The sequence below is a fragment of the Streptomyces profundus genome, assembly GCF_020740535.1.
GTDB classification, from domain to species: domain Bacteria; phylum Actinomycetota; class Actinomycetes; order Streptomycetales; family Streptomycetaceae; genus Streptomyces; species Streptomyces profundus.
This window is the reverse complement of the sequence record NZ_CP082362.1, coordinates 613,620-639,398: the sequence shown is the minus strand read 5'-3', so window position 1 is coordinate 639,398 and position 25,779 is coordinate 613,620. Positions and strand designations below refer to the sequence as shown.

The following is a 25,779-nucleotide window of genomic DNA, read 5'->3' as shown; positions in this document are numbered from 1 at the left end:
CCGCTGGGGTGGGATGGACGCCCCGCTCAGGGCCACAGCGTCTGGTCGACGCGGATCTCGATCAGCTCGGGCCCCGCCTCGGGCCCGCGCCGCACCGCCGCGTCCAGCGCGGTCGCGAGGGCGTCCCGATCGGCCACCCGGCTGGCCGGCATCCCGAACCCGGCGGCGATCTCGGCGAGTCGGGGGCCGCTGATGTCGGTGAGCGGGTAGCGGCGGCCGGCGTGGGCCACCCCGTCGAAGCGGCGAAGACCGGAGATCATCGCCTGGTAGCGGCCGTTGTTGACCACCACGAAGGTGACCGGGAGGCGGCGGCGGACGGCCGTCCACAGCGCCGGCAGGCCGAACTGGAGGACGCCGTCGCCGACGACGGCCAGCACCCGGCGCTCCGGCTGGGCCATCGCCACGCCGAGCGCGGCGCCCATGCCCCAGCCGAGCGAGCCGCTCGCGGTGGCGTACAGGCCGTCGAGCCGCTCGCGTTCGACGAAGCGCAGCAGGGGCAGCGTCGAGGTGACGGCGTCCACGACGAGGGTCACCGAGTCGGGCACGGCGGCGGCCAGCGTCCGCATGGCGTCGGCCGCCGACGGCGGGCCGTCGCTGTCGGCCGCCGCCACCTCGGTGGCCCAGCGTCGCCTGGCCGCCGCGTGGTGCGCCCTGGCCTCGGCCAGGAACGCCAACGCCTCGGCGCGGTGCGGTCGTTCGACGCCGGCCAGCGCCTCGCGCAGGGCGCGCAGGCCGATCGCGGTGTCACCGGCGAGCACGCGCGCGGTCGGCAGCCGCAGGCCCGGTTCGGCCGGGTCCTCGGCGAGGTGCACCAGCGCCGCGCGGGGCGGCAGCAGCGGCGCCCCGGGCGCGAACTCGATCGGGTTGGGGGCGCCGGCCAGCAGCACCACGTCCGCGGCGCGCGCCGGGAGCTCGGCCACATCGAGCAGCCCCGCGTAGTGCCCCCCGGTGGTCGGATACGAGAACCGCTCCAGATCGCGTCGGGAAGGCGCCAGCACCGGCGCGCCCAACAGCTCGGCGACGGCGGCGAGTTCGCCCGCCGCGTGCCGCCGGCCCACATCGGGCCCCGCGACGATCACGGGCCGCCGCGCCGCCGCCAACGCGCGGGCGGCGGCGGCCACCCCCGCCGGGTCGGGGGCCTGCCGCGCCGGCTCGGCCGCCGGGGCCACGGCCGGCTCGCCCACCTCGGCGGCGAGCATGTCCTGCGGCACCACCAGCAGCGTGGGCCGCTCCGGCGGCACCGAGGCGTGCCACAGCGCGCGGTGCGCGTCGGCGACCAGGGCGTCGGGGCGGAGCGTCTGCCAGTCGAACCCCACATAGGGGCGTGCGCTCTCCCGCAGCTGCGGCGTGGTGGTGAGCGCCCGGTGCGGCAGCGTCGCCGTGGGCTTGACGCCGGTGAACACCACGACCGGGCTGTGCGCCAGCTGGGCGGCGTAGAGATGCGAGAGGCCGTTGGCCAGGCCCACGTTGGTGTGCAGATAGGCCACCGCCGGGCGGCCGGTGGCGCGGGCGTGGCCGTCGGCCATGGACACCGATATCGCCTCGTGGGTGGTGAGGACGAACTCCGGTGCCCAGGCGGCCACCTCCGGATCGGCCAGGGCGTCGAGCAGCGGTATCTCGGTGGTTCCGGGACAGCAGAAGACCTGCCGGACGCCGGCCTCGCTCAGGGTGCGCAACAACGCGCGTGCGCCGTCCATGGGATCAGCCCGCCTTCCGTGGGGCGCGTGGCCGGTCGAGGACCGTGACCCACTGGGTGAAGGTGAACGCCTCGACGTTCCACCGCCCGCCTGAGCGGTGGCCGTTGCCGGAGAGGCCCAGGCCGCCCATCGGCACGTGCGGCGCGTCGTCGATGGTGGAGCCGTTGACATGCGCCATGCCGGTGGGGAGCCGGTCGGCGAAGGCCCGGCCCCGCACCGGGTCGGCGGTGTGGATCGCGGCCGAGAGGCCGTAGGCGGTGGCGCGGGCCAGCCGGACGGCCTCCTCGTCGTCGGCGAACGACGTCACCGGGATGACGGGGCCGAAGATCTCCTCGTCGAAGGCCGGCATCCCCGGCCGCACCCCGGTCAGCACCGTCGGCGGGTAGAGGCCCGTCAGCGTCCCGGCGCCCGGACCGGTGTCCAACGGCCGGCCGCCCAGGCGGAGTTCGGCCCCGGCGGCGACGCTGTCGGCGACGATCCCGGCGACCCGGTCGGCCTGCCGCCCGTTGATCAGCGGGCCGATCGCCACCTCGGCGACCCTGGGGTCGCCACAGCGCAGCCGGGCCAGCCGCTCGACCAGCGCGGCGGTGTACTCCTCGGCCAGGTCCTGGTGCACCAGATGGCGGCCGGCGGCCATGCAGATCTGGCCGTTGTGGGCCAGCGAGGCGCGCAGCGCGGCGTCGACGGCGGCCGGCAGATCGGCGTCGTCCAGCACCACGAAGGCGTTGTTGCCGCCGAGTTCGAGCACCGCGCGCTTGAGCAGCCCGCCGGCGATCGAGCCGATCCGCCGGCCGGTCGCCGTCGATCCGGTGAAGGAGATCACCGCCGTGTGCTCCGAGGCCACCAGCGCCTCGCCGACCTCGGCCGGCCCCGGCAGCACGGCGAGCAGCCCCGCCGGCAGCCCGGCCCTGGCGAACGCCGCCGCCAGCACGAGGCCGCCCCCGATCGCCGTCTGCTCGTCCGGCTTCAACAGCACCGCGTTGCCCAGCGCCAACGCCGGCACCACGGCTCTCGCGGCCAGCCGCAGCGGCGCGTTCCACGGGGTGATCACGCCGACCACCCCGACGGGCACCCGCCGCGCGTAGCCGAACTGCCCGGGCGCGCTGCCGGGCAGCAACTCGCCACAGGGCTCGGCGGCCAGCGCCGCACCCGCGTACAACTCCTCGATGGCGGCGGCGACCTCGCCGGCGCCCTTGGCGCCGACGCCGCCCGTCTCCCGGTTGACCCAGTCCGCCACCTCGTCGCTGTGCGCGGCCAGCACGGCGGCGGCCTCGCGCAGCACCAGGGCGCGCTCCGCGCAGGTGGTGCGCGCCCAGGACTCCTGCGCGGCGACGGCCGCCAGCGCGGCCCGCTCGACGTCCTCGGTGGCGGCGAGGCCGATGCCGGCGATGGGACGCCCGCTGCCCGGCTCGGTCTGCGTCCTGCTCCCGCCCCGGCCGCCGGCCCAGGGCCCGGCGAGCGCGGCGGCGTCGAGCAGCGGCGCTCGCGCGGCCCCGGTGTCCGGCACGGCGCTCACCGCCCCAACCCGTAGAGGTCGAGGGTGGACTCGCCGGCCCTGATCCGTTCCAGGAAGGCGTCCTCCTTGGCGGTGCGGGCCCGGGCCCGCACCAGCACCGGCGTCAACGCGTCGGCCGGCAGCACGAGCACGCCGTCGGCGTCGGCGACCACCACATCGCCTCTGGCGACCAGCCGGCCGGCCACCACCACGGGTTCGCCGACCACGCCCGGGTCCGCCTTGGCGGTCCGGGTCACGGCGATCGAGCTGGCGAAGGTCGGGAAGTCGAGCGCGGCCAGCCGCGCCGTGTCCCGCACCCCGCCGTCGATGACCAGGCCGCGCACGCCCCTGGTCGCCGCGGCGACGGCCAGCACCTCGCCCCAGTGGCCGTGGGGCCGGCCCAGGGCGTCGACGACCAGCACCTCGCCAGGTCTGGCGGCGGCGACGGCGCGGTGCAGCGCCAGGTTGTCGCCCGGGCCGGTCCGCACCGGCAGGGCGACGCCGCAGAGGCGGGCCCCGGCCCAGGCGGGCCGCAGCGCGGCGGCCAGCTCGCAGTCGAGCCCCGACGCCTCGTAGAGCGTCGCGGTGCCCAGGCCGAGCAGCTCGGCCCTGGTCGGCTCGTCGATGACGGTTGGCTGGTCCATCAGGGCTCCGCTCGTTGGAGTTGGTGGTATCCGTGCCGGCCGCGCGCCTCGGCGATGGTGGCGCCGGCCAGCGCGTCGTCGAGGATGCGCCCCTCGCGCTCGGTGATCTCGCGGGCGACCCGCAGCACCTCGTCCACCGCCTCGGCGGCGATGGCGACGACCCCGTCGCCGTCGCCGACCAGTAGGTCGCCGGGGCGGATCAGGACGCCGCCCACGGAGACCGGGCCGCCGACCTCGGCGACCTCCACCCGGTCCTTGCCGGTGCGCATGAAGGCGCCCCGGGTGAACATCGGGTAGCCCAGGTCACGGGCCCGGCGGGTGTCACGGCAGACGCCGTCCACGACCGTGCCGGCGATGCCCCGCCGGTCGGCGACGGCGGTGAGGATGTCGCCCCAGACGGTGCAGTCCAGCCGGCCGGCGTTGTCCAGCACGGCCACCTGTCCGGGGGCCATCGCGTCCAGGTAGTCGCCGACGGTGCCGGGCGGGGAGCCGGCCGGCACATAGCGGACGGTGAAGGCGGTGCCCACCATCCGGGTGCCGGGCTGGAGCGGCGCGATCCCCAACAGGGCGCCGGGGCGGCCGAGTCGGTCGAGGGCGTCGGAGAGCGCCGCGGTGGAGAGGCCGGTGGCGGGGGCGTGGTCGCGCTGATCGGTCGACATGGCTCAACGTCCTTCCCGCGCGCCGGGCGTGCCGGGCGCGACGGAGGGTTCGGTGGACGGCCGGGGGTCGGCCGTGACGGCCGGGAAGCGGGAGTCGTGCATCACCTCGGTCACCGGGTCGCCGGCGGCGATCGCCTCGACCATCAGCGCCTCGCGCGCCGCGATCCGCTCGGCCAACGACAGGACGGCCGCCAGGTGTTCGGGCGCGACGAAGACCACGCCGTCCCGGTCGGCGACCACAAGGGCGCGCGGCGCCACCTCGACCCCGGCGAAGGTCACCGGCACATCCATCGCGCGCTGGACGATCCGGCCCCTGGCGCTCACCGGCACCACGGCCCGCCCGAAGACCGGCAGCCCCGCGGCCTCGCTCTCCGCGACATCCCGCAGCGCGCCGTCCACCAGCACCCCCGCCACGCCCCGGCGGGACGCGGCCGAGGTCAGGATGCCGCCCCAGCAGGAGACGTCGGTGCGGCCCCCGTTGGCGATCACCAGCAGCTCGCCCTCCTCGGCGGCGACCACGGCCTCGGTGGCGATATGCCGCGCCGGTCCTGTCTCCTCCCGAGGCCCGGCGAGGACGGTCCGCACCCGGCCGGCGACCGGGCCGCCGAGCGAGCTCAGCGGGCCGACCCCGGTGACGGCGCCCGGCAGGCCCAGGGTGTCCAACGCGTCGGAGACGGCGCAGCAGCCGACGGCGCGCAGTCGTGTTGCCGTGGGATCCACGGACGGACTCCTTCTCTTCGCAGGTGGTCTGGGGTGGTCTTGGGTGCGGTGGTCTGGGGTGGTCTGGTGTGCGGTGGTCTGGGGTGGTCTGGTGTGCCGCCGTCCCGCTGCCGGCTGTTCGCCGGCCCAGCGCCCCGGCGGGCGCGTCCCGCGCTCACGGGGTGTGCCAGGCGAAGAACCCCATCGCCGTGCCGGTGCCGGCCTCGGTGCGGTAGCAGGGCTGGTAGTCGACGAGTTCGGGGGTGAGCGGGCTGTCGGCGAGCGCTCCGGCGACCGTGATCCAGCTGCGCAGCTCGGAGGTGCCCGAGCGCAGCACGGCGGCCGGCAGCGATCTGAGGTGGTCGGCGTCCCCTTCGGCCAGCGCGGTCAGGAAGGCTCGGTCCAGGTCCTCCTCGATGACGAAGTGGGAGAGCCCGCCCGAGGCGACGACCGCCACCCGCAGCCCGCCAGGCAGGCCGGCTATCGCCCGGGCCAGCGTCTGCCCGAAGGCGTAACAGCGGGGCGCGCTGGGCGGGTTGGGCTCCCAGAAGGTGTTGACGAACACCGGCAGCAGCGGGACGGCGCTGCCCTCGCCCACGATCCGCTGGTAGATGTAGCCCCAGCCGTGCGGCAGCCCGTGGTTGCGGTAGCGGCCCGCCGGGAGCGTGCGGGAGGCGGCGAGGTCGAAGCCGTCGGCCGCCGCCTGCTCCAGCAGCCGGCCCGCCAGCTCGGGGTGGCAGGGCCTGACGATGGGCTCGGCCGGCACATCGTGCACGGCGGCCCGGGCAAGTCCTGGCGCCATCCGCTCCAGATCCTCCCGGCTGAAGGGGACATGGGCCACCGAGTCGCCCCAGTAGACGGCGAAGGGCGCCAGCAGCTCGTCGCCGAAGATCTCCTTGTGGTCGCTGCTGACGATCACCACCACGTCGGGCCTGGCCCGCTCCGTCAGCTCGGCCAGCCGGTCGAGGGCGCGCTGCGACGCCGCGTACGCCGCCTCGCGCGCCGGCGCCGCGTTGCCGCGCGAGAAGTCCTCGCGGGTTTGCCTGAGCGAGTCCCAGCTGTGGTCCTCGCCCCGGTGGACCAGGGTGCGCGAGGCGCGGTCGAAGACGGCGCGCTCGTCCCACTGCTCCGGGGTGGTCTTGAGCTGGGGGCCGTGCGAGGTCCCCAGGCCCAACACGATCTCAGCCATCTCCTGGTCTCCTTCCGTCGCTCACCCTCGGCTCACAGCCCGTACAGCGCGCGGGCGTTGCCCTCGAACAGCGCGGCGCGGTCGGTGTCGTCGAGCCAGTCGATGCCGCCGATCAGCAGCTGGATGTCGTCGTACCAGTCGCCGGTGGCGGCGTTCCGCTGCGATCCGGTGCCGGGCTTCTCGGTGCCGAACAGGCAACGGTCCACGCCCACCGTCCTGATGAGGAGCTCGATGGCGTCCTGGGTGTAGAGGCAGGTGTCGAACCACAGGCGCCGCAGACGTTCGAGATAGGGCGTGCCGTTGCCGCGCGCGTCGGCCGGCAGGAAGCGGCCGACCTGGTAGGGGATGGCCCCGCCGCCGTGCGACACGACGATCCTGAGGTCGGGGAAGTCGGTGAACACGGGGGAGTTGAGCAGGCTCCAGACCGCGACCGTCTCCTCCTGGATGAAGTGCAGGCTGTACGGCTCCCTGCTGGGCGGTCGGCAGCCGGCGGCGTGCAGGGTCGCCGGCACGTCGAGCTCGCAGAGCGCCTCGTAGACCGGGTACCAGTAGCGGTCGCCCAGCGGCGGCGGCACGGCCGTCCCCTCGTGCGGGTCGGGGTTGAGCAGCGCGCCGACGAAGCCGAGTTCGGTCACGGCGCGGCGCAGCTCGTCGGCCCACCGCTTCGGCGGCAGCTCGGGGCTCTGCGGCAGCCCGGCCACCCCCCGGAACCGTCCCGGCTCAAGCGCGCAGACCCGGTGGATCAGGTTGTTGGTCTCCTCGGTGAACCAGCGCACCACCCGCTCGGGGGACTCGCTGTGCATCATCTGGTACGGGCGCGGCGAGATCAGTTGCAGGTCGACGCCGGCCCCGTCGAGGTGGTCCAGATGCGACACGCCGCCGAAGCTGGGATGCGGCGCGCGCTGCGCCTCGCGCAGCAGCTCGTCGCTGACGCGCACCGCCCCCCGGCCGTGGGCGCCGCGGTGGGCCAGCAGGTTGGCCTTGTAGGCGTAGAGCGCGTCCGGCGCGGTGACATGGCCGTGCACATCGATGATCATCGGGTTCCCTCCGGGACGGTGGGGCTGGTCGGGATCGGCTGGGCGAGCAGCCCTCGCAGGCGTTCCTCCAGCTCCCCGCGGTCCGACCAGGAGCGGTAGAGCCGGACCCGGCCCGCCCCCAGATCGCCGCGGTGCAGGTACTCGTACATCTCCTGACGGGCGCCGAAGCCGTCGGCCACCAGATCCCACGCCAGCCGGAAGAGGCGGGACTTGGCGGCGGCGTCGATGTTCTTGCCGCGCATGTAGCGGTCGAGCAGGGGCCGCAGCTCCGGATGCGCGAGATCGGCCTCGCTCGGCTGCATCACCACCCCCGAGGCGCCGACGCGGCGCACGATCTCCACCGCGCGCGCCGAGATCCCGGCGGACCAGAAGCCCAGGCCGTAGCTCTCGCCCGGCGCGTACAGGCCGCCGGGCGTCGGACCCCCCGTGGCCAACGAGCCCTCGATGCCGATGCGCAGGGTCTCGACATAGGAGACCAGCTCGCCCAGGTCCTCCTGGATGCCGCGGAAGGCGTCCACGCCGACGCTCTGCGCCACCAGCGAACCGGTGGCGGCGATGGTCCGCAGCCGTTCGTGGAAGCGGATGTGGGTGCTCAGCATCGACCAGGCGTTGATCCGGCTGAGCCCACGCAGCGCCAGGGGCCCGTCGCGCAGCAGGAAGATCCGCTCCCACGGGATCTCCACGTCCTCGAAGAACAGCATGGCGTCCTGCTCGTCGAAGCGACGCGCGAACGGATGCCCGTGCCCGGTGCGGTGGTCGCCCAGCGGCTCGCGGCACAGCACCCGCAGGCCCCTGGCGTTCATCGGCAGCGCGAACCAGATGACGAAGCGCTCGGAGCCGCGCAACGCCGAGACCCCGTTGAGGTAGACGAGCACCTCGTGGGCGAAGGGCGCCAGGGTCGCCAGCTGCTTGGCGCCGCGCACCACCACCCCGTTGTCGGTCTCGCGCACCACCCGCAGCGCCAGGTCCTGGTCCTCCAGCGCGCTGCTCGACCGGTCGATCTGCGGGTCGCCCAGGGCGTGGGTGAGGGCGAGGTCGTGCTCCCTGGCGTAGCGGTGGTAGGCGACCGCGTTCTCGCCGAAGCCCTGGTGGTTGGCCTCCAGCTCGTCGCGGAAGTCGTGCAGTCCGACCGTCACATTGGCCATGAAGTCGGGCGCCCGGCCCAGCTGGCCCCAGCTGGCCCGCATCCAGTCCCTGGTGTTCTCCGCCTTGGCCCGCAACTCCTCGGCGTTGGTGGGGAGTTGGTAGGAACGGGACACCGGGTTGCCGGTGTCGGGCGAGGGGAACGTCAGCCGGGGCGCGAGCGCGGGATCGTGCTGGCGGTCGTAGAGCCGACCGAACTCGGCCACCGTGCCGGCGAAGGCCGGATGCCCGGCGACATCGCGCACCCGCTCCCCGGCGAGCCACACCTCCCGGCCGTCGTCGAGGCTTCGCCGGTAGCGTTCCCCGGTCAGCGCACCCTCGGCACCCGCCACATCCATGTGGTTCTCCCAAGCTCTCTCGCGCGTGTCGTCCCGGCCGACCAGCGGGGACCGGCGTGCGGTCGGTCGCCGACGGATCACGGCCGGTCGGATTCCGGTGAACTTGAAACTAGCTCTGGCCCTGGCCGAAAACATCCGTCATCATGGCGGAATCTCGCCGACCCATTTCCGACACAGTGTTGAAACGCGCAGGTCAACTCCCTACGGCCGAGAGATCACGGATGAGTCTGCAAGCAGTGGTCGAGGCGCTGGGACGTCAGTTGGGACACCCGGTGACGGTCTACGACACCTCCATGGAGCTGATCGCCTACAGCGCCCATGACCGGGACGTCCAGGACATCGACGACGCCAGGGGCCGCATCGTGCTCTCCCGGCGCGCCAGCGCCCAGGCAGTGAAGCTGATCAACCGCTCCGGCGTCGCGGTCACCCACCGGCCGGCCAGGGTGCCGGCCGAACCCGCCTCAGCGACCAGGGGCCGCGTCGTCGCCCCGGTCTGCGCCGGCCGGCAACTGCTCGGCTACGTCGCCTATATCGACGACAGCGCGGAACGGGAGATCGACCCCGTCGCCACCCGCTGCCTCGACGAGTACACGACGCTGATCGCCGTCGAGATGCTGGCGCGGGAACGGGCCGAGACGCTGGCCGCCGGGGACGGCGAGCGGCTGGTCGCCCGGCTGGTCGCCGACGACCCCGCGGCCGTCGCCACGTCACCCCCGCGACCGCTCGGCCCCACGGCCGGATACGCCGTCCTCGTCGTCAGCGCCGACGACCGGCTGCCCCGGATCCGCCGGCGCATCGCCGACGTCACCAGCACCCCGACCGCCGCCGCCCTGGTGGACGGCGACCTGGTGCTGGTGCTCACCCTCCGCTCCCTCGGCCCGCCGGGAGCCCCCGTCGACTCCCCGGAACCGGCCAGGGTGGGGCCGCTGCTCGACGAGTTCAGGGAGCGCGGGGTGCGGGTCTTCGCCGGTGTCGGCGAGCCCGTGCCCGACCTGGCGGGCGTGCGCGGCTCCTACCGGGGCGCGCTGGCCGCGCTCGAAGCGGCGAAGCGCGGCGCGGCGGGGGCGGCGCACGGGGCGGGCGTACCCGAGTGGGACCGGGTCGGGGCGGCCCGGCTGCTGCTGCGCCTCCCGCTCGACGCCCTGCGCCCCGCCGACCTGCCCGCCCGCGTCCGGCTGCTGCTCGCCCCCGAGATCAACCCGGCCCTGGCCGAGACCGTCAGGGCCTACCTCGACCACAACGGCGACGCCCGGGCCACGGCCCGCTCCCTCGGCATCCACCGCAGCACCCTCTACTACCGCCTGCACGCCGTCGAGGACATCATCGACGGCGACCTCGGCGACAGCGGCATCCGCTTCGAACTCCACCTCGGCCTTGAGGTGTCCCGCCTGATCACCCCCACCTGACACGCAAGCCCACCCCCCACCCGACCCGCCGCCGCCGGCCGCCGCGCCGGCGGGCCGGGGTCCTGGTGGCGAGGGCGATGGTGGGAGGGGTGGGGCGGCGGGGGAGAATGGGGGCATGGCGATGTGCAGGAAGTGCGGTGAGCGGAAACGCCGTTGGCCCCGTTCGTGCTCCAGGTGCCAGCCTGGGTCACGCCGGGCCGACGCGGTCGCGGACGCCGCCGACATGGCGGTGGCGGCGGGGGTGGTCGGGTGGATCTGGCGAGGAGTCATGAAGGTCGTCCGGATGGTGCTGCGCGCGCTCGGCTGAACCGCCCCCTGGCCCGGCGAGGATCGGCACGCCACCGTCCTGCCGCCTGTCGTGGGCGACCACCGCCCACGTCGCCGCCGCGCCCGGACGGCGGCGGTGACCGGCCTCGTCAGAGCGTGATCCGGTAGCGCCGCTTCCACCCGACGCCGGTCTGACGGACATCCTCCAGCACACCGCCGTTCGCCTCGATGGCCCGGGCGGAGGGGACGTTCCCCTCATCACGGGTCAACAGGACCCGCGCCAGCCCGAGATGGCGCATCCCCTGGTGAAAGTTCTGTCAACCGCTTGCAGGCGGGGCGTCCCCGGGTGGTGGGTGGGAGGGGGGTGGCGTTCCGTGCGCGGGGTATTGACCGCGTTTCAGGGGCGCTCTACGTTGCGTCATGCAAATCCTTGCAGAAAGAGTCGCGTGAGGTTGGCTGTTCTTGCGGGCAGGGCGCGTTGTCTCGTCGGTCGCACCTCACCTCGCCAGGAGGCATCATGTCCGCACGTTCCCAGGGAAGACCCCGCGTTCGAAGACTCAGGCGCTTCGGTAGCGCGCTCCTCGCCGGCCTGGTCGCCGCGACGGCGACCGTCGTCGGCCTCACCGCCCCCGCCGCGCAGGCGGCGCCGCCCGGAGACCGGGATGTCACGGCGGTGCTGTTCAACTGGAACTTCGACTCCATCGCCCGCGAGTGCACCACCAGGCTCGGCCCGGCCGGATACGGCTATGTCCAGGTCTCCCCGCCGCAGGAGCAGATCCAGGGCGGCCAGTGGTGGACCAATTACCAGCCCGTCAGCTATGAGATCAACAGCCGCCTCGGCAATCGCGCACAGTTCCAGAACATGGTCTCCACCTGCCGCGACGCCGGCGTGGGCGTGGTCGTCGACGCGGTGATCAACCACATGTCGGCCGGCTCGGGCACCGGCACGGGCGGATCGTCCTACACCAAGTACGACTACCCCGCCGCGCCCTACAGCGACTGGGACTTCAACGACTGCCGCCGCGACATCGGCGACAACTACGGCGACCGCTACAACGTGCAGAACTGCGAGCTGGTCGGGCTGGCCGACCTGAACACCGGCAAGGACTACGTCCGGCAGCGCATCGCCGACTACCTCGACGACCTTCTCTCCCTCGGCGTGGCCGGCTTCCGGGTCGACGCCGTCAAGCACATCCCCGCCGGCGACCTCGCCGCCATCCGCTCCCGGCTGTCCGACCCGAACGTCTACTGGAAGCAGGAGGCGATCCACGGCGCGGGTGAGGCGATCCTCCCCGACGAGTACCTGGGGACCGGCGACGTCCAGGAGTTCCGCTACGGCAGGGACCTCAAGCGGATCTTCGAGAACGAGAGCCTCGCGTACCTGGAGAACTTCGGCGAGGGCTGGGGCTACATGCCCAGCGGCGGCTCGGCGGTCTTCGTGGACAACCACGACACCGAGCGCAACGGCTCGACGCTCAACTACCGGAGCGGCGCGAACTACACCCTGGCCAACGTCTTCATGCTGGCCTGGCCCTACGGGACACCCGATGTCCACTCCGGCTACGAGTTCAGCGACCACGACGCGGGCCCGCCCGGCAACGGGCAGGTGAACGCCTGCTGGCAGGACGGCTGGACGTGCCAGCACGCCTGGCCCGAGATCGAGAGCATGGTCGAGTTCCGCAACGTCAGTCGCGGCCAGTCCGTCACCGACTGGTGGGACAACGGCAACGATGCCATCGCCTTCGGCCGCGGCGACCAGGCGTATGTCGTCATCAACCACGAATCCGGCTCGCTGAGCCAGACCTTCCAGACCTCGCTCGCCGCCGGCACCTACTGCGACGTCCAGAGCGGCGGTTCGGTCACCGTCGACGGCGCCGGCCGGTTCACCGCCACCCTCGGCGGCGACACCGCGCTGGCCCTGCACACCGGAGCCCGCACCTGCGAAGGCGGCGGCGGCCCGGGCCAGCCCGATCCGGTCGCGGGCGCCTCGTTCCAGGTCGAGGCGGAGACGGCCTGGGGCGAGAGCGTCCATGTCGTCGGCAGCGTCCCGCAGCTCGGCGACTGGAACCCGGAGCGGGCCGTCCGGCTCAGCGCCGACACCTACCCGATCTGGCGTGCCACCCTCGCTCTGCCGACCGGTACGACCTTCGAGTACAAGTACCTCCGCCGCGTGGACGGACAGCCCGGAGTCGTCTGGGAGAGCGGCGCCAACCGCACGGGCACCGTCCCGCAGAACGGCTCCCTCACCCTGAACGACACCTGGCGCCCCTGACCCGGTACGGAGAGAGGATCGGGGACGAACAGCACGGTGGCGGTGCGCTGTTCGTCCCCGATCGGAGCCCGGCGCGGCGGAGCAAGGGCAGGCGGCGCGGCTCCGTCAGGCCGCCTTGGCCGGCTCCGGCTCCTGGTCCGGCGACTCCTGACCGGTGGGCGGGGTGCGGCGCAGGGACACCGCGGCCAGCACGGCCGCGCCCAGGAGGGCGACCGCCGTGAGCAGCGCCGTGGCGTGCAGCCCGGTGGTGAACGCCTCGCGGGCCGCGTCGAGCAGCGCGCCGCCCAGCGGCTCCGGCAGATCCTCCGCGGTGCTGACCGCGCCGCCGATGGTCTCCTGGGCGTCGTGCAACGCCTCGTCGCCGACGCCGTCCGGCGCGTGGTCGGCCAGCTGCTGCCGGTAGACGGCGAGGCCCAGGCTGCCCAGCAGCGCCATGCCCAGGGCCAGGCCGAGTTCGGCGCCGCTCTCCGAGATGGCCGAGGCGGCGCCGGCGCGCTCCGGCGGCGCCGAGCCGACGATCAGGTCCGTGGTCAGGGCGAGGATCGGGGTGATGCCGACATACAGCACGGTGAAGCCGGTGACCGCCCACGCCAGGCCGTCCTCGCCGTCCGCCGCGGTGACCAGCGCCGCGCCCACGGCGGCCACCACCAGGCACACGGCGACCACGATCGCCGGCCGCACCACGGCCACCACCTTGGGCGCCAGCAGCGTGCCGCCGATCCCGACGGCGACCGCCGGCAGCGTCCACAGCCCCGCCTCCAGCGGCGAGAGACCGATGACGGACTGGAGGTACTGCATCAGCAGCAGCTGGGTGCCGGCCATTCCGCACACCGCCAGCGTCTGGGTGCTCAGGGCGGCGCTGAACGCCGGGAGACGGAAGAGCCCCAGGTCCAACAGGGGTTCGGCGAGCTTCTTCTGCCGCCGCAGGAACACCCCGCCGACGGCGAGACCCAACAGCGCCCACGCCAGCGGCACCGTCCCGGGCCCTGACTCCGACAGCCGTTTGACGGCGTACACCAGGGAGAGCACGGCCACCATCGAGAGCACCGCACTGACCACGTCGAAGCGCCCGGCCGCGCGCCCCCCGCGCTGCTCGGGCAACAGCCGGGGCCCGGCGACGAGCAGCAGCAGCATCACCGGCACGGCGATGAGGAAGACGGAGCCCCACCAGAAGAACTCCAGCAGCGCGCCGCCCACCAGCGGGCCGATGGCCTCGCCGCTGATGAACGCGGTCATCCAGACCGCGACCGCGAACGAGCGTTGGGCCGGAACGGCGAACATCGTCGAGATCAGCGCCAACGTCGAGGGCATCAGGGTGGCGCCGGCCACCCCCAGCAACGCCCGTGCGGCGATGAGCATCTCGGCGCTCTGCGCGTAGGCGGCCAGCACCGAGGCGGCGGTGAACGCGGCGGCGCCGGCGAGCAGCAGCCGGCGGCGCCCGATGCGGTCGCCGAGTGTCCCCATGGTCATCAGGAAACCGGCGATCAGGAAGCCGTAGATGTCCAGGATCCACAGCAACTGGCTGCCCGTGGGGGAGAGATCCGCACTGATGGTGGGGGCGGCCAGATGCAGCACGGTCATGTCCATCGCCAGCACGACGGTGGGCAGGGCGAGTACGGCCAGCCCGATCCACTCCCGCCGCCCCGCCCGCTGCGGTGCGCTGTCGCCGGTGGTCACAGGTGTCTCCTTCGCTCGGATCAGGGGAGATGCGGATGACGCCGCGTCAGCAGCACGTTAAGCTTTGACACCGATGTGAGAGTCAAGTCGTGATGGGCCGTCGGAGGAGTGGTCAGTGCGGATCGGGGAGTTCTCGCGTCGCACCGGGGTCAGCGAACGGCTGCTCCGTTACTACGAGGAGCAGGGGCTCCTGCATCCGTACCGGCGCCCCAGCGGGTACCGCGAGTACCAGGAGGGGGACGTGGAGGCGGTGCGCCGCATCCGCACCCTGCTGTCCGCCGGTCTGCCCACCGTCCTCATCGCCGAGGTGCTGCCGTGCATGCGGGACGACGGCGAGAAGCTGGTCCCCACCTGCGCCGAGATGATGGACGACCTGCACGAGGCCAGGGCCCGGCTCACCAACGTCATCGACGAGCTGAGCGCGTCGCGTGCCGTGCTCGACGAGGTGATCGCCGCCGCCCCGCCCGTGGTGGAGGCCGTGTGAGCCGGGCCCCGGCCCCGGCCCCGGCCCGCCGGCCGGTCATGGCTCCTCTCGACCGGTGAGGCTGCGCAGGCAGGCCAGCAGGCTGCGCGCCTGCACATTGAGGTAGTTGCTGTGCCGGAGGAGCTCCTGCGCCTGGCGCAGGGTCATCCACCGGAAGCCGGGCGGCTCGGGCAGCGGGTCGGTCTCGACGACGAGATGACGGCTGGCGGTGTGGTAGAAACGCCCACCCTCGTCGGACTGGACGGCGTCGAACCTGACGCGCTCGGGGCCGGCGGCGAGGATCTCGTCGAGGAAGACCGGACGGGCGTCGGCCGGCAGCCGCGCGTACGTGTCCGGCGTGCACTGCACGGTCGGCGCCAGCTCGGGCCCGTCGAGCAGCCCGGGCTCCGGCCGCAGGTTCAGCAGGAGGTGCAGGACGCCGCCGAACTCGGCGACCAGCAGCGCGACGAGGCCCGTGCCACGGGCGGCCAGCATCGGCTGGCTCCAGCGGTCGACCTCCCGTCCTGCCGCCTCGACCCGCACCCCGATCACGTCGAAGAACAGGCCGTCCTCGTGCGAGATGCGCCCGTCGGCCTGCCGCCAGCCCGGCAGCGAACGCAGCGGCGCGCGGGTCGTCGACCCTCGGGCGACGCTGCGGGCCCCGGTGACCCAGCTGAGGAGGTCGGTGGTGGAGTGCAGCGCGCCGCCCTCCGGACCGCACGATCGGTCCAGGGCGGCGCCGAAGCCCGACCCGGCCGTCGGCGCGCCGGCGCCGCTGAACGGCAGACAGGAGAGCACGGTGCGGCTGTCCATGTTCACCATGTCGTCGACGGACAGCAGCCCGTGCAGCTGGCCGAGCGTCAGCCACTGGAAGCCGTCCAGCACCTCGACGTCCGCCGTGGTCTCCACCACCATGTTCCGGTTCCGCTTGCCCAGGAACCAGGCCCCCTGCTCGGACTGGCGCACATCGGCGAGCACCCGTCCCGGGGGCGGGTCGAGGAAGTGCTCCAGATACGGCACGCGCCGGCCCCGGTGCAGCCCGGTGTAGTTGCTGTGCGTCGCCTGCACGGTGGGGGAGATCTGGAGCCCGTTGCGGTTCCCCGGCTCGGGCTTGAGCTGCGCCAGCAGATGCGGCACCCCGTCGAACTCCCGCACCAGGAAGCCGAGGATGCCGGTCTCCGGCTGGTGGATGATCGGCTGGCTCCAGCGCGGGACGGCACCGTCCGGCATGTCGACACTCACCCCCACGACGCGGAAGAACCCGCCGCTGCGGTGGGCCAGGGCCGCCCCGTCCGGGGTGTGGTCCCACCCGTCGAGGCGGTCGAGGGGCACCGGCTCCGCGGTGGTGTAGATGCGTTCCCGCGCCTCGTCGACCGAGCGGAGGAAGTCCCGCAGCGACGGGACGACGACCCCGGGCGAGCGGGCGGAGCGCGCCATGCGGTGGGCGTTCACCTCGTGGGCGAGTTCGGGCGGGCGGGGGTGAGGCGGGGTCGGCGTGCTCATCGGACTCCTTACCGAGGACGGACGGGTGGCCGGCGCGTCACCTCGCGGCCGAGGCGAGGTGCCGGGCCGCCACGTCCAGGACGTAGTCGCCGTAGCCCGAACCCGCCATGGCCAGGCCCAGCCGGTAACACTGCTCGGGGGTGATGAACCCCATGCGCAGGGCCACCTCCTCCACGCAGGCGATGCGTTCGCCCTGCCGCTGCTCCAGCACCTGGACGTACTGGCCGGCCTGGAGCAGCGACTCGTGGGTGCCCATGTCCAGCCACGCGAACCCGCGGCCAAGCCGGGTCAGCCGCGCCCGATCCCGCTCCAGGTAGGCGTTGTTGACGTCGGTGATCTCCAACTCCCCCCGGGCCGACGGGGTGATGTTCTTCGCGATGCTCACCACCTCGCTGTCGTAGAGGTACAGGCCGGTGATCGCGAGGTTGGAACGCGGGCGGCGCGGCTTCTCCTCGATGGACACCAGCCGGCCCCCCGCGTCCACCTCGCCGACGCCATAGCGCTGCGGGTCGGTGACCGGGTAGCCGAACAGGGTGCAGCCGTCCAGGGCGGAGACGGCCGACTGGAGCAGGTGGGAGAAGCCGGGGCCGTGGAAGACGTTGTCGCCCAGGATGAGGGCCACATCGTCGTCACCGATGTGGTCCGCCCCGATGAGGAACGCCTCCGCGATGCCGTTGGGGCTGTTCTGCTCCGCGTAGTCGATCGTCAGCCCGAGCCGGGAGCCGTCGCCCAGCAGGGCCCGGAACATGCCGGTGTGCTGCGCCGACGAGATGACCAGGACGTCGCGGATGCCGGCCAGCATCAGCACCGACAGCGGGTAGTACACCATCGGCTTGTCGTAGACCGGCAGCAGTTGCTTCGACAACGGGCCGGTCAGCGGGCGCAGCCGGCTGCCGCTGCCGCCGGCCAGGATGATGCCCTTCATCCGGCCACCCCGCTCGTGTCGCCGGCGGTGCCGTGCAGCACCTCCGTCAGCAGGCGGCCCAGGAGGCGCGCGCCGTTCCTGGTGAGCACCGACTCGGCGTGGAACTGCACCGACGCGAAGCCGCCGCCGCGCAGCGCGTGCACCTCCCCCGTGGTGGGATCCCTGCTGACCTCCACCGGGCCGGCGCCGGGGCAGTCCACCTTGTCGTCGGGGGAGGTGGCCGTGAACGAGTTGTAGAACCCGACGCGCTCCCGCGCGCCGAAGAGGTTGATCTCCGACTGCGCCCCCTGGTTGGGGGCGGAGCGGCGGGTCAGCTCGAAGCCCAACTCGTGGCACAGGACCTGGTGGCTGAGGCACACGGCGAGAAAGGGGTGGCGCGTGGCCAGCAGGTCGCGCACGGCGGCGCGCACCGCGGCGATCCTGGGGTCGCGCACCGACCTGGGGTCACCGGGGCCCGGCCCCATCAGGACCACGTCGTGCTCCTCCCACGCGGACGCCTCACCCGCCGGGCGCACCGTCACCGTGAGCCCGAGCGAGCGGAGTTGGTGCGCCAGCATGGCGGTGAACTCGTCCTCGGCGTCGACGACCAGGACGCGCCGCCCCGCGAGCGCCGGATCGCGCGCGGCGCGCCGATCCTCCTCGGCCAGCCAGAACCGGGCGACCTGCGCGTTGCGGCGGCGCAGCGCGGCGGCGACCCTCGGGTCGCCGCCCAACGCGCCGCGCCCGTCAGAGTCCATCGCCGACAGCAGCCCGGCGGCCTTGGCCCGTGTCTCGTCGGCTTCCGAGGCCGGGTCGGAGTGCCGGACCACGGTGGCGCCGACGCCGATGCTCAGCCGGCCGGACGCCTCGATCTCGGCCGTGCGGATCACGATGGCCGAGTCCAGCGAGGGACCGCCGCCCTCGTCCCGGCCGATCAGCGCCATGGCGCCGCTGTAGTAGCCGCGCCCGCCGACCTCGTGGCGGCTGATGACGCGGCAGGCGTTCTCCAGCGGGCTGCCGGTCACCGTCGGGGCGAACATCGTCTCGCGGAGGATGGCGCGCGGGTCGCGGGTGCTGCGTCCCGTGATGTGGTACTCGGTGTGCGCCAGGCGCGACATCTCCCGCAGGTGCGGCCCGTGCAGGCGGACCTCCGCGTCGCAGACGCGCGCCATCATCTTCAGCTCCTCGTCGACGACCATGTACAGCTCGTCCGTCTCCTTGGTGTCGTGGAGGAAGTCGAGCAGCGCGGGCACGGTCGGTCCCGTGGCGGGGTAGCGGTAGGTGCCGCTGATGGGGTTCATCGCCGCGGTCCCGCCGCTGAGACTGACGTGCCGCTCGGGCGTGGCGCCGACGAACGTGCGGGCGCCGGTGTGCACGAGGAACGTCCAGTAGGCGCCGGTCTCGTGGGCCAGCAGCCGCCGGAAGACGGCCAGCGCCGTGCCCGGCGTGAAGTCGGGGATGGTCGCCTCGTAGCGGCGCCTGAGCACGAAGTTCGCGCCCTCGCCCTGCCCGATCTCCTCGCCGATGACGCGCCGCACGACCGCCGCGTAGGCCAGGTCGTCGAGGTCGAAGCCCCCGTCGGTGACCCGAACCGGGACGTCGGGCACGGCGGCGAGGAACTCCTCCCGCCCCACCTCGGCCTGCTCGGTCACGGCCAGGGCCAGCAGCGGCGCCCCGTCGTCGGTGCACTGGAACCCGCGCTCGGCGATCTGGCGGAACGGGACGGCGACCAGCGCCTGGTGGCGGTGGGCCGTGGCGCGGGGCAGGGGCGGCAGGGGGATGTCGGCGAGCGTGGCGGGCGTCGACACCTCGCCCAGCAGGATCTCCAGGGTGTCAGGCCCCGTCGCGTGCGGCCGGTGCAGCACCGCGAACGCCGGCGGGCTCCCGGCCAGCACCCGCGCGGCGACCGAGCCCGCCGCGCCGCTCACCGCGCCGCCCCCGTCCGGAGCTTCGTGCCGGACGCGCCGGCCTGGCCGAGCCAGGCGACCAGTTGCGCGGTGGTGGCGACCATGGCACACCGGCCGGCCGCGTACTCCAGGGCGAGCCGGTGGTGGTCGGCGGAGAAGTCGGCTACGGCGTCGGCCGCGACAAAGGGCTCGATGTCGTGGCTGAACGCGTCCACGGCCGTCATCAGCACCCCCACGTGCGCGTACACCCCGCAGACGACGAGCTGGTCGCGGCCGGCGGCGCGCATCCGCTCCAGCAGCGACGAGCGGTGGAAGGCGCTGTAGCGCCACTTGGTGAAGAGCCAGTCGCCGCTGGCCGGGGCCAGCGGCTCGACGATGCTCCGGTCGTCATCGGCCGCGCGCATGCCCTGGCCCCAGAAGTCGGTGAGCAGGCCGCGCTCCTGCGGGGACATGCGGCCGGGTTGCGCGGTGTAGGCCACCGGCACCCCCGCGCCGGCGGCGGCCTCGCGCAGGGCGGCCACCCGGGTGACGAGCTGTTCGCCCAGGGCGCTGCCGTCGAAGGCGCGCAGGAAGAAGCGTTGCATGTCGTGGACGAGCAGCACCGCCCGCCCGGGCTCTGGTCGCCAGGCGGCGGTGTTCGGCGGCAACTCGTGCGCGGCCGGCAGGGGGTAGGGGGCGACGGGCGGGATATGGGCCATGGGAGAGTCCTCGGCTGGTCCGGAAGGGTCGGCTGGTCTGGAAGGGAGGGCCGGCGCGGCGCTGGCACCGGGTCAGGGGCTCCAGGAGTCGACGACGGCCATCGCCTGGGCGGGGTTCAGCCGCGGGTCGCACAGGGTCCGGTACTCGGCCGGCCCGCCGGGTTCCTGGCCGGCCTCCCACACGCACTCGACGACGTCGTCCGGAGTGGTCTCCAGGTGCACGCCGCCCGCGGTGCCGCCCGCCGAGGCCACCGCGTCCTGGAACTCGGCCAGCTCGCGGACGACCGTCGTCACATACCGGGTCTTCACCCCGCCGGACGCCCGCTCCGTGTTGCCGTGCATCGGGTCGCACAGCCAGATGACGGGGTGCCCCGCCGAACTCACCGCCCGCACCAGCGCCGGCAGCCGCGCCAGCACCCGGCCGGCGCCCATCCGGGAGACGAGGGTGAGCCGGCCCGGCTCGCGCCGCGGGTCGAGCCGCCGGCACACGGCGAGCGTCTCGTCGACCGTCATGTCGGGACCGACCTTCACCGCCACGGGGTTGGCGATCTCGGTCAGCAGGGCCACGTGCGCGCCCTCCGGATGGCGGGTGCGGGTGCCGATCCATGGCCAGTGGGTGGAGGTCAGCCACTGCGTACCGGCCTCGTCGCGGCGCAGCAGCGGCGTCTCGTAGTCGAGGAGCAGCGCCTCGTGGCTGGTCCACACCGGGGGACCGATGCGGGGTGACGCGCCCTGCCGCGGCCACCCGAGGTGCGCCAGCGCCTCACGCGAGGCGCGGTAGCCGGCGAGCATCCGCCGCGGGTCGGGTCGGCGCCCGAGCGGGTCGGGCGCCGGGGCGTTCACCATGTGCCCACGGAACACCGGGAGTTCCACGCCGTCGACGTGCTCCATGGCGCTCGACCGCGGCTTGGCGTACTGGCCGGCGATCCGGCCGGCCCGGACGGTGGGCAGGCGGGTGCGCAGCGTCAGCGCCCCGGCGAGCAGGTCGAGCAGGCCCACCTTGCGCGCGATGGGCGCGGCCGAGGCTTCGGCGAAGTCCTCCGCGCAGTCTCCCGCCTGCACCACGCGGGCCTCGCCGGCGGCGACAGCCGCCAGTTGGGTGCGCAGGACGCGGATGTCGTCGGGGTGGACGAGCCCGGGGGACTTGGCGAGTTCGGCCCTGACCCGGCGGACCGCGCCCGGGTCGGGCCAGCCCGGCTGCTGGGCGGAGGCCGGCTGGTGGGGCGCGGCGTCGAGGTGGGTGTCGAGGTGGGGGTCGAGGTGAGGGTCGAGGTGGGGGGTCTTCACGGTGATCCGTCTCCACAGGGCCTTGGCCGTGTCACGTCACGAGCTCTTCCATGGCCCCGACCATTCCGGGCGGGGGAGTCAGCGCCGCGATCTCCCGGGACAGTTCCCGGTTGCGTTCCCGGAACCTCGGCTGCGTCAGCAGCTCCCGGCAGGCGTCGCGGATCACGTCGGGGGACGCCTCGTGGCGGGCGATGTTGAGGGCCGCGCCGGTGTCCTGGAGGCGCTGCCCGAGCACGAAGGTGGCGTCCTCCTCGGGGAGGATCAGCTGTGGAACGCCCGCGTCGAGGGCCGTGAGCGACGTCATCCCGCCGGCGTGGTGCACGAACAGGTCGCAGGTCGGCGCTATCACGTCCAGCGGTATCCAGCCCACCCGCGCGCCGGGCAGCTCAGGGCGCAGCACCTCGGCCAGGGCGTGCGGGACGGCGACCACCAGGTCGGCGTCCAGGCTGCCGACCGTCTTCGCCAGGTCGCGCACATAGGCGAAGTGCTGCTCGGCGCTGGCGCGGCTGCCGGGCGTGACACAGATCCGCGGCCTGGTCGGCCTGGTGTACATCCACCGTTCCAACTGGCCCTGGGTGCCGCCGGGCCGCAGGCGCATCAGCCGGGCCGGCCGGGCCCCCGGGGGGCGGAGGCTGGGCGGGTACACCTCGATCGACAGGTCCGGCTCGGGCAGGTCGGACAGGCCGACGTCCTTCAGCTCCGGCCGCAGCTCCTCGACGGCGCCCTCGTCGACCACGCTCCACTCACCCATGTCCACGGCCTGCCGCACGAACGGGAGACCCAGGTGCGCGGCCAGCAGCGGCGCCGCGTAGTCCAGCCGGCCGCCGACGACGATGTCGGGCGGCCAGTCGGCGGACACCTCGCGGAGCCGGGCGATCTCGGTGGCCGCCAGCCGCGCGAACCAGGCGCCCCCGAACAGCGCCTGCTCGCGGGCCCCGCGCGCCGGGAACGTCAGCGGGGTGCCGTCGCGGTCGTGGGAGCCGAAGTACTCCTCCGTGTACGAGGTGACGGGCACCGCCGGCAGCCCGACGGTGGCCAGGACGGGCATCATCGACTCGGTCGAGGTCATCAGGACCTCGTGCCCGGCGTTCCTGGCGGACGTGGCCAGCGGGACGAGCCCGAAGATGGAGGCGGGACTGCCTCGGGTGATGAACAGAACGCGCATCGTTCCTCCTTGGGAGCGAGTCCGGGCAGCCGCGCGGAGCGGCCCGGGTCAGGGGTGCCGGGGAAGGATCTCCAGGAGCTTGAACGTGACGTCACGGCCCGCGAGCCGCCGTGGCGGGCTGGCCGCCAACCGCCGCAGCGACACCCCGGCGTCGGCGGCCAGTTGGTCGAGCCGCCCCGCGTCGCCGAGCGTGTTGAACGTCACCAGGGCACGGCCGCCGGGGGCCAGCCGGCCGCGCGCGGTCGCGAGATAGCGGCCCAACGCCGCGTAGCCGCGGTCGAAGATCGCCCACTCCACGTCGCGGGTGAACTCGAAGTCCTCGGGCGCCTCGATGACGCTGCAGTTCCAGAAGACGACGTCGAAGCGGTCCTCCGCGTCCAGCCCCTCGAACACGTCGCCGCCCAGCACGCGAAGCCGCCGCGCCACCCCGTGCCGCTCGGCGTTGAGCGCGGTGTTCCGCACGGCCGACTCGGTGATGTCCGTGGCGGTGACGTGGGCGCAGCCGTTCAGCGCGGCCCACACGGCGGTCACCCCGGCCCCGCAGCCGACTTCGAGGAAGCGACCGCCTCGCGGGTAGGGGACGTGGGTGGTGTACCACTCGGTGCCGGTGCCCGGCCGGGGCGCGTACGCGCCGGGCAGCAGGTCCCACTCCTTGCCGAGCAGTTCGAACGTGGAGCGCTCGGCGCCGGTCGTGCCGAGCTGGTCCGCCAGGGTCTTCCCCAGCAGATAGCGCTCCTCGGACAGGTCGTGGGCGGGGTTTCGGGGGTGGTTCACCTGTGGCCGTCCTTTCGGGCGAGGGGGCGTCCGTCCCGCTGGCCCAGGTGCTGGTCGAGGCGCCGGCTCTCGGCGTAGTCCGGCAACGAGCCCTGGGCGCGGGCCTCGGCCAGGGTCGGCGCCACCTGGTCGCGTGCGGAGAGCAGCGGCTCGACGTCCGCCGGAATCGGCAGCCCGAGCTCCGGGTCCATCGCGGAGAGCGCCAACTCGTTCTCCGGCACATAGCTTCCGGACAGCATGTAGCTCATGACGGTGTCGTCGGCCAGCGCCACGAACGCGTGCCCCACACCGACCGGGAAGTACATGGCGCGGAACGCGCTCTGGTCCATTCGCACCACGTCCCAGGCCCCGAAGGTGGGGGAGCCCTCGCGAAGGTCCACGACGATGTCCAGGGCCTCGCCCCGCGGGCAGTACACGTACTTGGCCACGCCGGGGGGCGTGACGGTGTAGTGCACGCCGCGCACGACGCCCCGGCGGGAGACGCTGTGGTTGGTCTGGGCCACCGGGAACAGCGGCGCGCCCGTGGCCCGGACGAAGGCGGCCTCCTGGAACGGGGAGAGGAACGCCCCGCGCTCGTCGGGAAAGACCCGGGGCGTGAACTCCAGCGCCCCCTCGACCTTCAGTTCACGTACGTCCACGCGCACTCACACCTTTCCTGGCAACGGGGAACGGGCAACGAGAAACGGGCAACGGGGGCCGGTCACAGCTTCGCCAGGACGTCGCGCAGCGCCTGGACGACCGTGTCCTGGCGCTCGCGCGAGAGCGAGGGGTACATCGGCAGCGAGAAGATCTCCGACGCCAGCCGCTCCGTCACCGGCAGGTCGCCGGCGGCGTAGCCCAGGTGGGAGAAGCCGCTCATGGTGTGCACCGGCCACGGGTAGCTGATGTTCAGCGCGATGTCGCGGGACCTCAGCGCTTCGAGGATCTCGTCACGGCGCGGATGGCGCACCACGTACACGTAGTAGACGTGCTCGTTGCCGGAGACGGTGGCCGGCAGCCGCAGACCGGTGTCGCCGAGCCCCTCCTCGTAGCGGCGGGCCACCGCGCGGCGCCCCTCCAGGTAGTCGTCAAGGCGGCGCAGCTTGCGCCGCAGGATCTCGGCGTGCACCTCGTCGAGCCGGCTGTTGTGCGCCGGCGTCTCCTCCGTGTAGTAGCGGTCCGACATGCCGTAGAACCGCAGCCGCCGCAGCCGCCGGTCCGTTTCCTCGCCGGAGGTGACCACCGCCCCGCCGTCGCCGTAGGCGCCGAGCACCTTGGTGGGGTAGAAGGAGAACGCCGCCGCGTGGCCCATGGTGCCGGCGAGCCTGCCGAGGTGGCGGGCGCCGTGCGCCTGGGCGCAGTCCTCCAGGATCGCCAGGCCGTGCTCGTCGGCCAGCCGCTCCAGCGGCCCCATCCGCACGCACTGCCCGTAGAGATGGACGGGCAGCAGCGCCTTCGTCCGGGGCGTGAGCGCCGCCTCGACGAGGGAGGTGTCCATGAGGAAGTCGTCCTCGCCCACGTCCACGAAGACGGGTGTCGCGCCGACCGCGTCGATGGCGACGACGGTGGGTGCCGCGGTGTTGGAGACGGTGACGACCTCGTCCCCCGGACCGACGCCGAGGGCCTGGAGGGCGAGCTTGATGGCGTTGGTGCCGTTGTCGACTCCGACGCAGTGCGGCTGGCCGTGGTAGGCGGCGAACTCGCGCTCGAAGCCGGCGACGCTCTCGCCGAGCACCAGCTGGCCGGACCGGAAGACGGTGTCGACCGCGTCGAGGATCTCCGCGCGCTCCTCGGCGTACTCCGGCAGGTAGTCCCACACGCGAATCGGCATCTCAACGACCTTCCGGCGTGGCGAGGAAGAGGCCGCGCCCACCCTGGACTCCCGCCAGGTAGTCGACGGTGAGGCCCGCCGCCCGCAGCTCCTCGGTGTACTCGGCCCGCGTGAACAGCCGGTGCGTGTACTCCTCGGTGAACGAGGTGACGCCGCCCTCGGGGTCGGCGACCACGTAGTGCACCTCCATGCGCGAGCCGTCGCCCTCCCTGCGGGTGTGCGAGACGCGCGCGATGGTGCGGTGGTCGGGGGTGACGACGTCGCCGGAGACATAGCCGTCGAGATAGCTCTCGGCGAACCACCACGGCTCGACGACCACGATCCCGCCCGGTGTCAGATGCCGGGCGAACCGGTCGAACGTGCCGCGCAGCTCCGCGCGGTCGGCGACGTGCCCGACGGAACCGAAGAGGCAGAAGACGACGTCGAACTTCCGGCCGAGGTCGAAGGAGCGCATGTCGCCCTGGTGCAGGGCCGTGGCGGGCAGCCGGCGCCGCGCCGCTTCGAGCATCTCCGCGCTGAGTTCGAGCCCCTCGACGTGGTCGAAGAGATCCCCGAAGTGCTCCAGGTGCGCGCCCGTGCCACATCCGACGTCCAGCAGGGACGACGCCCCGGGGACCCGGCCGCGCACCGTGTCGCTCAGGTACTTGGCCTCCTCCGCGTAGTCCTTTCCTCGGGACTGGTACACGGCGTCGTACAGCGCGGCGAGTTGTGCTCCGTACATCGAAACTCCGTTCGGTGGGGGCAG

At 73.6% G+C, this 25,779-nt stretch carries 23 protein-coding genes; 3 read left to right on the top strand and 20 right to left on the bottom strand.

Features of this window, described 5'->3' with window-relative positions:
• Nucleotides 1-26: 26 nt before the first annotated feature.
• The 8 genes from K4G22_RS02790 to K4G22_RS02750 form a co-directional block, all read right to left on the bottom strand.
• Nucleotides 27-1,697 carry a thiamine pyrophosphate-binding protein gene (locus K4G22_RS02790; protein WP_265590205.1) on the bottom strand — a complete coding sequence of 557 codons (1,671 nt, stop codon included), beginning with the start codon at nucleotides 1,695-1,697 and terminating at the stop codon, nucleotides 27-29.
• A 4-nt stretch (nucleotides 1,698-1,701) separates the two neighbouring features.
• The gene (locus K4G22_RS02780; RefSeq protein WP_228078055.1) at nucleotides 1,702-3,204 is read right to left on the bottom strand and encodes an aldehyde dehydrogenase family protein; all 1,503 of its coding nucleotides are present in this window, start codon (nucleotides 3,202-3,204) and stop codon (nucleotides 1,702-1,704) included.
• Nucleotides 3,205-3,209: 5 nt separating this feature from the next.
• Entirely contained in the window at nucleotides 3,210-3,836 is a 627-nt protein-coding gene (locus tag K4G22_RS02775; protein WP_228078054.1) for an RraA family protein, read from the bottom strand.
• Nucleotides 3,836-4,495 carry an RraA family protein gene (locus K4G22_RS02770; RefSeq protein ID WP_228078053.1) on the bottom strand — a complete coding sequence of 220 codons (660 nt, stop codon included), beginning with the start codon at nucleotides 4,493-4,495 and terminating at the stop codon, nucleotides 3,836-3,838. Before K4G22_RS02770 ends, K4G22_RS02775 begins: the two co-directional genes overlap by 1 nt.
• Before the next feature lie 3 nt (nucleotides 4,496-4,498).
• Entirely contained in the window at nucleotides 4,499-5,215 is a 717-nt protein-coding gene (locus tag K4G22_RS02765) for an RraA family protein (RefSeq protein ID WP_228078052.1), read from the bottom strand.
• Nucleotides 5,216-5,369: 154 nt separating this feature from the next.
• Nucleotides 5,370-6,383, bottom strand: coding sequence for a DODA-type extradiol aromatic ring-opening family dioxygenase (locus tag K4G22_RS02760; RefSeq protein WP_228078051.1), 1,014 nt, complete (start codon nucleotides 6,381-6,383; stop codon nucleotides 5,370-5,372).
• Nucleotides 6,384-6,415: 32 nt separating this feature from the next.
• Nucleotides 6,416-7,420: an amidohydrolase family protein gene (locus tag K4G22_RS02755; protein ID WP_228078050.1), complete on the bottom strand. Its 1,005-nt coding sequence runs from the start codon at nucleotides 7,418-7,420 to the stop codon at nucleotides 6,416-6,418.
• Nucleotides 7,417-8,901, bottom strand: coding sequence for a 4-hydroxyphenylacetate 3-hydroxylase family protein (locus K4G22_RS02750; protein WP_228078049.1), 1,485 nt, complete (start codon nucleotides 8,899-8,901; stop codon nucleotides 7,417-7,419). Before K4G22_RS02750 ends, K4G22_RS02755 begins: the two co-directional genes overlap by 4 nt.
• A 221-nt stretch (nucleotides 8,902-9,122) precedes the next feature.
• On the opposite strand from K4G22_RS02750, the gene K4G22_RS02745 reads away from it, so the two are divergent.
• Nucleotides 9,123-10,307, top strand: a complete 1,185-nt coding sequence (locus K4G22_RS02745; protein WP_228078048.1) for a PucR family transcriptional regulator — start codon at nucleotides 9,123-9,125, stop codon at nucleotides 10,305-10,307.
• 416 nt (nucleotides 10,308-10,723) lie between these two features.
• On the opposite strand, the gene K4G22_RS02740 is transcribed toward K4G22_RS02745, so the two are convergent.
• Nucleotides 10,724-10,873: a hypothetical protein gene (locus K4G22_RS02740; RefSeq protein WP_228078047.1), complete on the bottom strand. Its 150-nt coding sequence runs from the start codon at nucleotides 10,871-10,873 to the stop codon at nucleotides 10,724-10,726.
• A gap of 218 nt (nucleotides 10,874-11,091) precedes the next feature.
• Here K4G22_RS02740 and K4G22_RS02735 point away from each other — a divergent pair, with 218 nt between their 5' ends.
• Nucleotides 11,092-12,846 carry a carbohydrate-binding module family 20 domain-containing protein gene (locus K4G22_RS02735; RefSeq protein ID WP_228078046.1) on the top strand — a complete coding sequence of 585 codons (1,755 nt, stop codon included), beginning with the start codon at nucleotides 11,092-11,094 and terminating at the stop codon, nucleotides 12,844-12,846.
• A gap of 105 nt (nucleotides 12,847-12,951) precedes the next feature.
• On the opposite strand, the gene K4G22_RS02730 is transcribed toward K4G22_RS02735, so the two are convergent.
• A complete protein-coding gene (locus tag K4G22_RS02730) occupies nucleotides 12,952-14,544 on the bottom strand; it encodes an MFS transporter (RefSeq protein WP_425336772.1) in 1,593 nt (530 codons plus the stop codon).
• Between the two features lie 94 nt (nucleotides 14,545-14,638).
• On the opposite strand from K4G22_RS02730, the gene K4G22_RS02725 reads away from it, so the two are divergent.
• A complete protein-coding gene (locus K4G22_RS02725; RefSeq protein ID WP_228078044.1) occupies nucleotides 14,639-15,007 on the top strand; it encodes a MerR family transcriptional regulator in 369 nt (122 codons plus the stop codon).
• A 36-nt stretch (nucleotides 15,008-15,043) separates the two neighbouring features.
• Here K4G22_RS02725 and K4G22_RS02720 read toward each other — a convergent pair whose 3' ends face one another.
• The 10 genes from K4G22_RS02720 to K4G22_RS02675 all read right to left on the bottom strand — a co-directional run bounded on the left by K4G22_RS02720 (nucleotide 15,044) and on the right by K4G22_RS02675 (nucleotide 25,755).
• On the bottom strand, nucleotides 15,044-16,489 hold the full coding sequence (locus K4G22_RS02720; RefSeq protein WP_228078043.1) for an NDP-hexose 2,3-dehydratase family protein: 1,446 nt from the start codon (nucleotides 16,487-16,489) through the stop codon (nucleotides 15,044-15,046).
• A gap of 37 nt (nucleotides 16,490-16,526) precedes the next feature.
• Nucleotides 16,527-17,414, bottom strand: a complete 888-nt coding sequence (gene rfbA / locus K4G22_RS02715) for a glucose-1-phosphate thymidylyltransferase RfbA (protein WP_228078042.1) — start codon at nucleotides 17,412-17,414, stop codon at nucleotides 16,527-16,529.
• Complete coding sequence (locus tag K4G22_RS02710; RefSeq protein WP_228078041.1) at nucleotides 17,411-19,321, bottom strand: anthranilate synthase family protein; 1,911 nt, start codon at nucleotides 19,319-19,321, stop codon at nucleotides 17,411-17,413. The genes rfbA and K4G22_RS02710 overlap by 4 nt, the downstream gene beginning before the upstream one ends.
• The gene (locus K4G22_RS02705; RefSeq protein ID WP_228078040.1) at nucleotides 19,318-19,998 is read right to left on the bottom strand and encodes an isochorismatase family protein; all 681 of its coding nucleotides are present in this window, start codon (nucleotides 19,996-19,998) and stop codon (nucleotides 19,318-19,320) included. The genes K4G22_RS02710 and K4G22_RS02705 overlap by 4 nt, the downstream gene beginning before the upstream one ends.
• 72 nt (nucleotides 19,999-20,070) lie before the next feature.
• Nucleotides 20,071-21,285, bottom strand: a complete 1,215-nt coding sequence (locus K4G22_RS02700; protein ID WP_228078039.1) for a 3-deoxy-7-phosphoheptulonate synthase — start codon at nucleotides 21,283-21,285, stop codon at nucleotides 20,071-20,073.
• A gap of 31 nt (nucleotides 21,286-21,316) precedes the next feature.
• The gene (locus K4G22_RS02695) at nucleotides 21,317-22,450 is read right to left on the bottom strand and encodes a nucleotide disphospho-sugar-binding domain-containing protein (protein WP_228078038.1); all 1,134 of its coding nucleotides are present in this window, start codon (nucleotides 22,448-22,450) and stop codon (nucleotides 21,317-21,319) included.
• A 48-nt stretch (nucleotides 22,451-22,498) separates the two neighbouring features.
• Complete coding sequence (locus K4G22_RS02690; protein ID WP_228078037.1) at nucleotides 22,499-23,224, bottom strand: methyltransferase domain-containing protein; 726 nt, start codon at nucleotides 23,222-23,224, stop codon at nucleotides 22,499-22,501.
• Nucleotides 23,221-23,862, bottom strand: coding sequence for a dTDP-4-dehydrorhamnose 3,5-epimerase family protein (locus K4G22_RS02685; RefSeq protein ID WP_228078036.1), 642 nt, complete (start codon nucleotides 23,860-23,862; stop codon nucleotides 23,221-23,223). Before K4G22_RS02685 ends, K4G22_RS02690 begins: the two co-directional genes overlap by 4 nt.
• A gap of 62 nt (nucleotides 23,863-23,924) precedes the next feature.
• The gene (locus K4G22_RS02680) at nucleotides 23,925-25,034 is read right to left on the bottom strand and encodes a DegT/DnrJ/EryC1/StrS family aminotransferase (protein ID WP_228078035.1); all 1,110 of its coding nucleotides are present in this window, start codon (nucleotides 25,032-25,034) and stop codon (nucleotides 23,925-23,927) included.
• A gap of 1 nt (nucleotide 25,035) precedes the next feature.
• Complete coding sequence (locus K4G22_RS02675) at nucleotides 25,036-25,755, bottom strand: class I SAM-dependent methyltransferase (RefSeq protein ID WP_228078034.1); 720 nt, start codon at nucleotides 25,753-25,755, stop codon at nucleotides 25,036-25,038.
• Nucleotides 25,756-25,779 lie beyond the last annotated feature (24 nt).

Excerpts from the sequence above, each read along its gene's own strand:
- K4G22_RS02790 (WP_265590205.1), bottom strand. The coding sequence starts at position 1,697 with ATGGACGGCGCACGCGCGTTGTTGCGCACCCTGAGCGAGGCCGGCGTC.
- K4G22_RS02775 (WP_228078054.1), bottom strand. The coding sequence starts at position 3,836 with ATGGACCAGCCAACCGTCATCGACGAGCCGACCAGGGCCGAGCTGCTC.
- K4G22_RS02770 (WP_228078053.1), bottom strand. The coding sequence starts at position 4,495 with ATGTCGACCGATCAGCGCGACCACGCCCCCGCCACCGGCCTCTCCACC.
- K4G22_RS02760 (WP_228078051.1), bottom strand. The coding sequence starts at position 6,383 with ATGGCTGAGATCGTGTTGGGCCTGGGGACCTCGCACGGCCCCCAGCTC.
- K4G22_RS02755 (WP_228078050.1), bottom strand. The coding sequence starts at position 7,420 with ATGATCATCGATGTGCACGGCCATGTCACCGCGCCGGACGCGCTCTAC.
- K4G22_RS02750 (WP_228078049.1), bottom strand. The coding sequence starts at position 8,901 with ATGGATGTGGCGGGTGCCGAGGGTGCGCTGACCGGGGAACGCTACCGG.
- K4G22_RS02745 (WP_228078048.1), top strand. The coding sequence starts at position 9,123 with ATGAGTCTGCAAGCAGTGGTCGAGGCGCTGGGACGTCAGTTGGGACAC.
- K4G22_RS02740 (WP_228078047.1), bottom strand. The coding sequence starts at position 10,873 with ATGCGCCATCTCGGGCTGGCGCGGGTCCTGTTGACCCGTGATGAGGGG.
- K4G22_RS02735 (WP_228078046.1), top strand. The coding sequence starts at position 11,092 with ATGTCCGCACGTTCCCAGGGAAGACCCCGCGTTCGAAGACTCAGGCGC.
- K4G22_RS02720 (WP_228078043.1), bottom strand. The coding sequence starts at position 16,489 with ATGAGCACGCCGACCCCGCCTCACCCCCGCCCGCCCGAACTCGCCCAC.
- rfbA (WP_228078042.1), bottom strand. The coding sequence starts at position 17,414 with ATGAAGGGCATCATCCTGGCCGGCGGCAGCGGCAGCCGGCTGCGCCCG.
- K4G22_RS02705 (WP_228078040.1), bottom strand. The coding sequence starts at position 19,998 with ATGGCCCATATCCCGCCCGTCGCCCCCTACCCCCTGCCGGCCGCGCAC.
- K4G22_RS02695 (WP_228078038.1), bottom strand. The coding sequence starts at position 22,450 with ATGCGCGTTCTGTTCATCACCCGAGGCAGTCCCGCCTCCATCTTCGGG.
- K4G22_RS02680 (WP_228078035.1), bottom strand. The coding sequence starts at position 25,034 with ATGCCGATTCGCGTGTGGGACTACCTGCCGGAGTACGCCGAGGAGCGC.
- K4G22_RS02675 (WP_228078034.1), bottom strand. The coding sequence starts at position 25,755 with ATGTACGGAGCACAACTCGCCGCGCTGTACGACGCCGTGTACCAGTCC.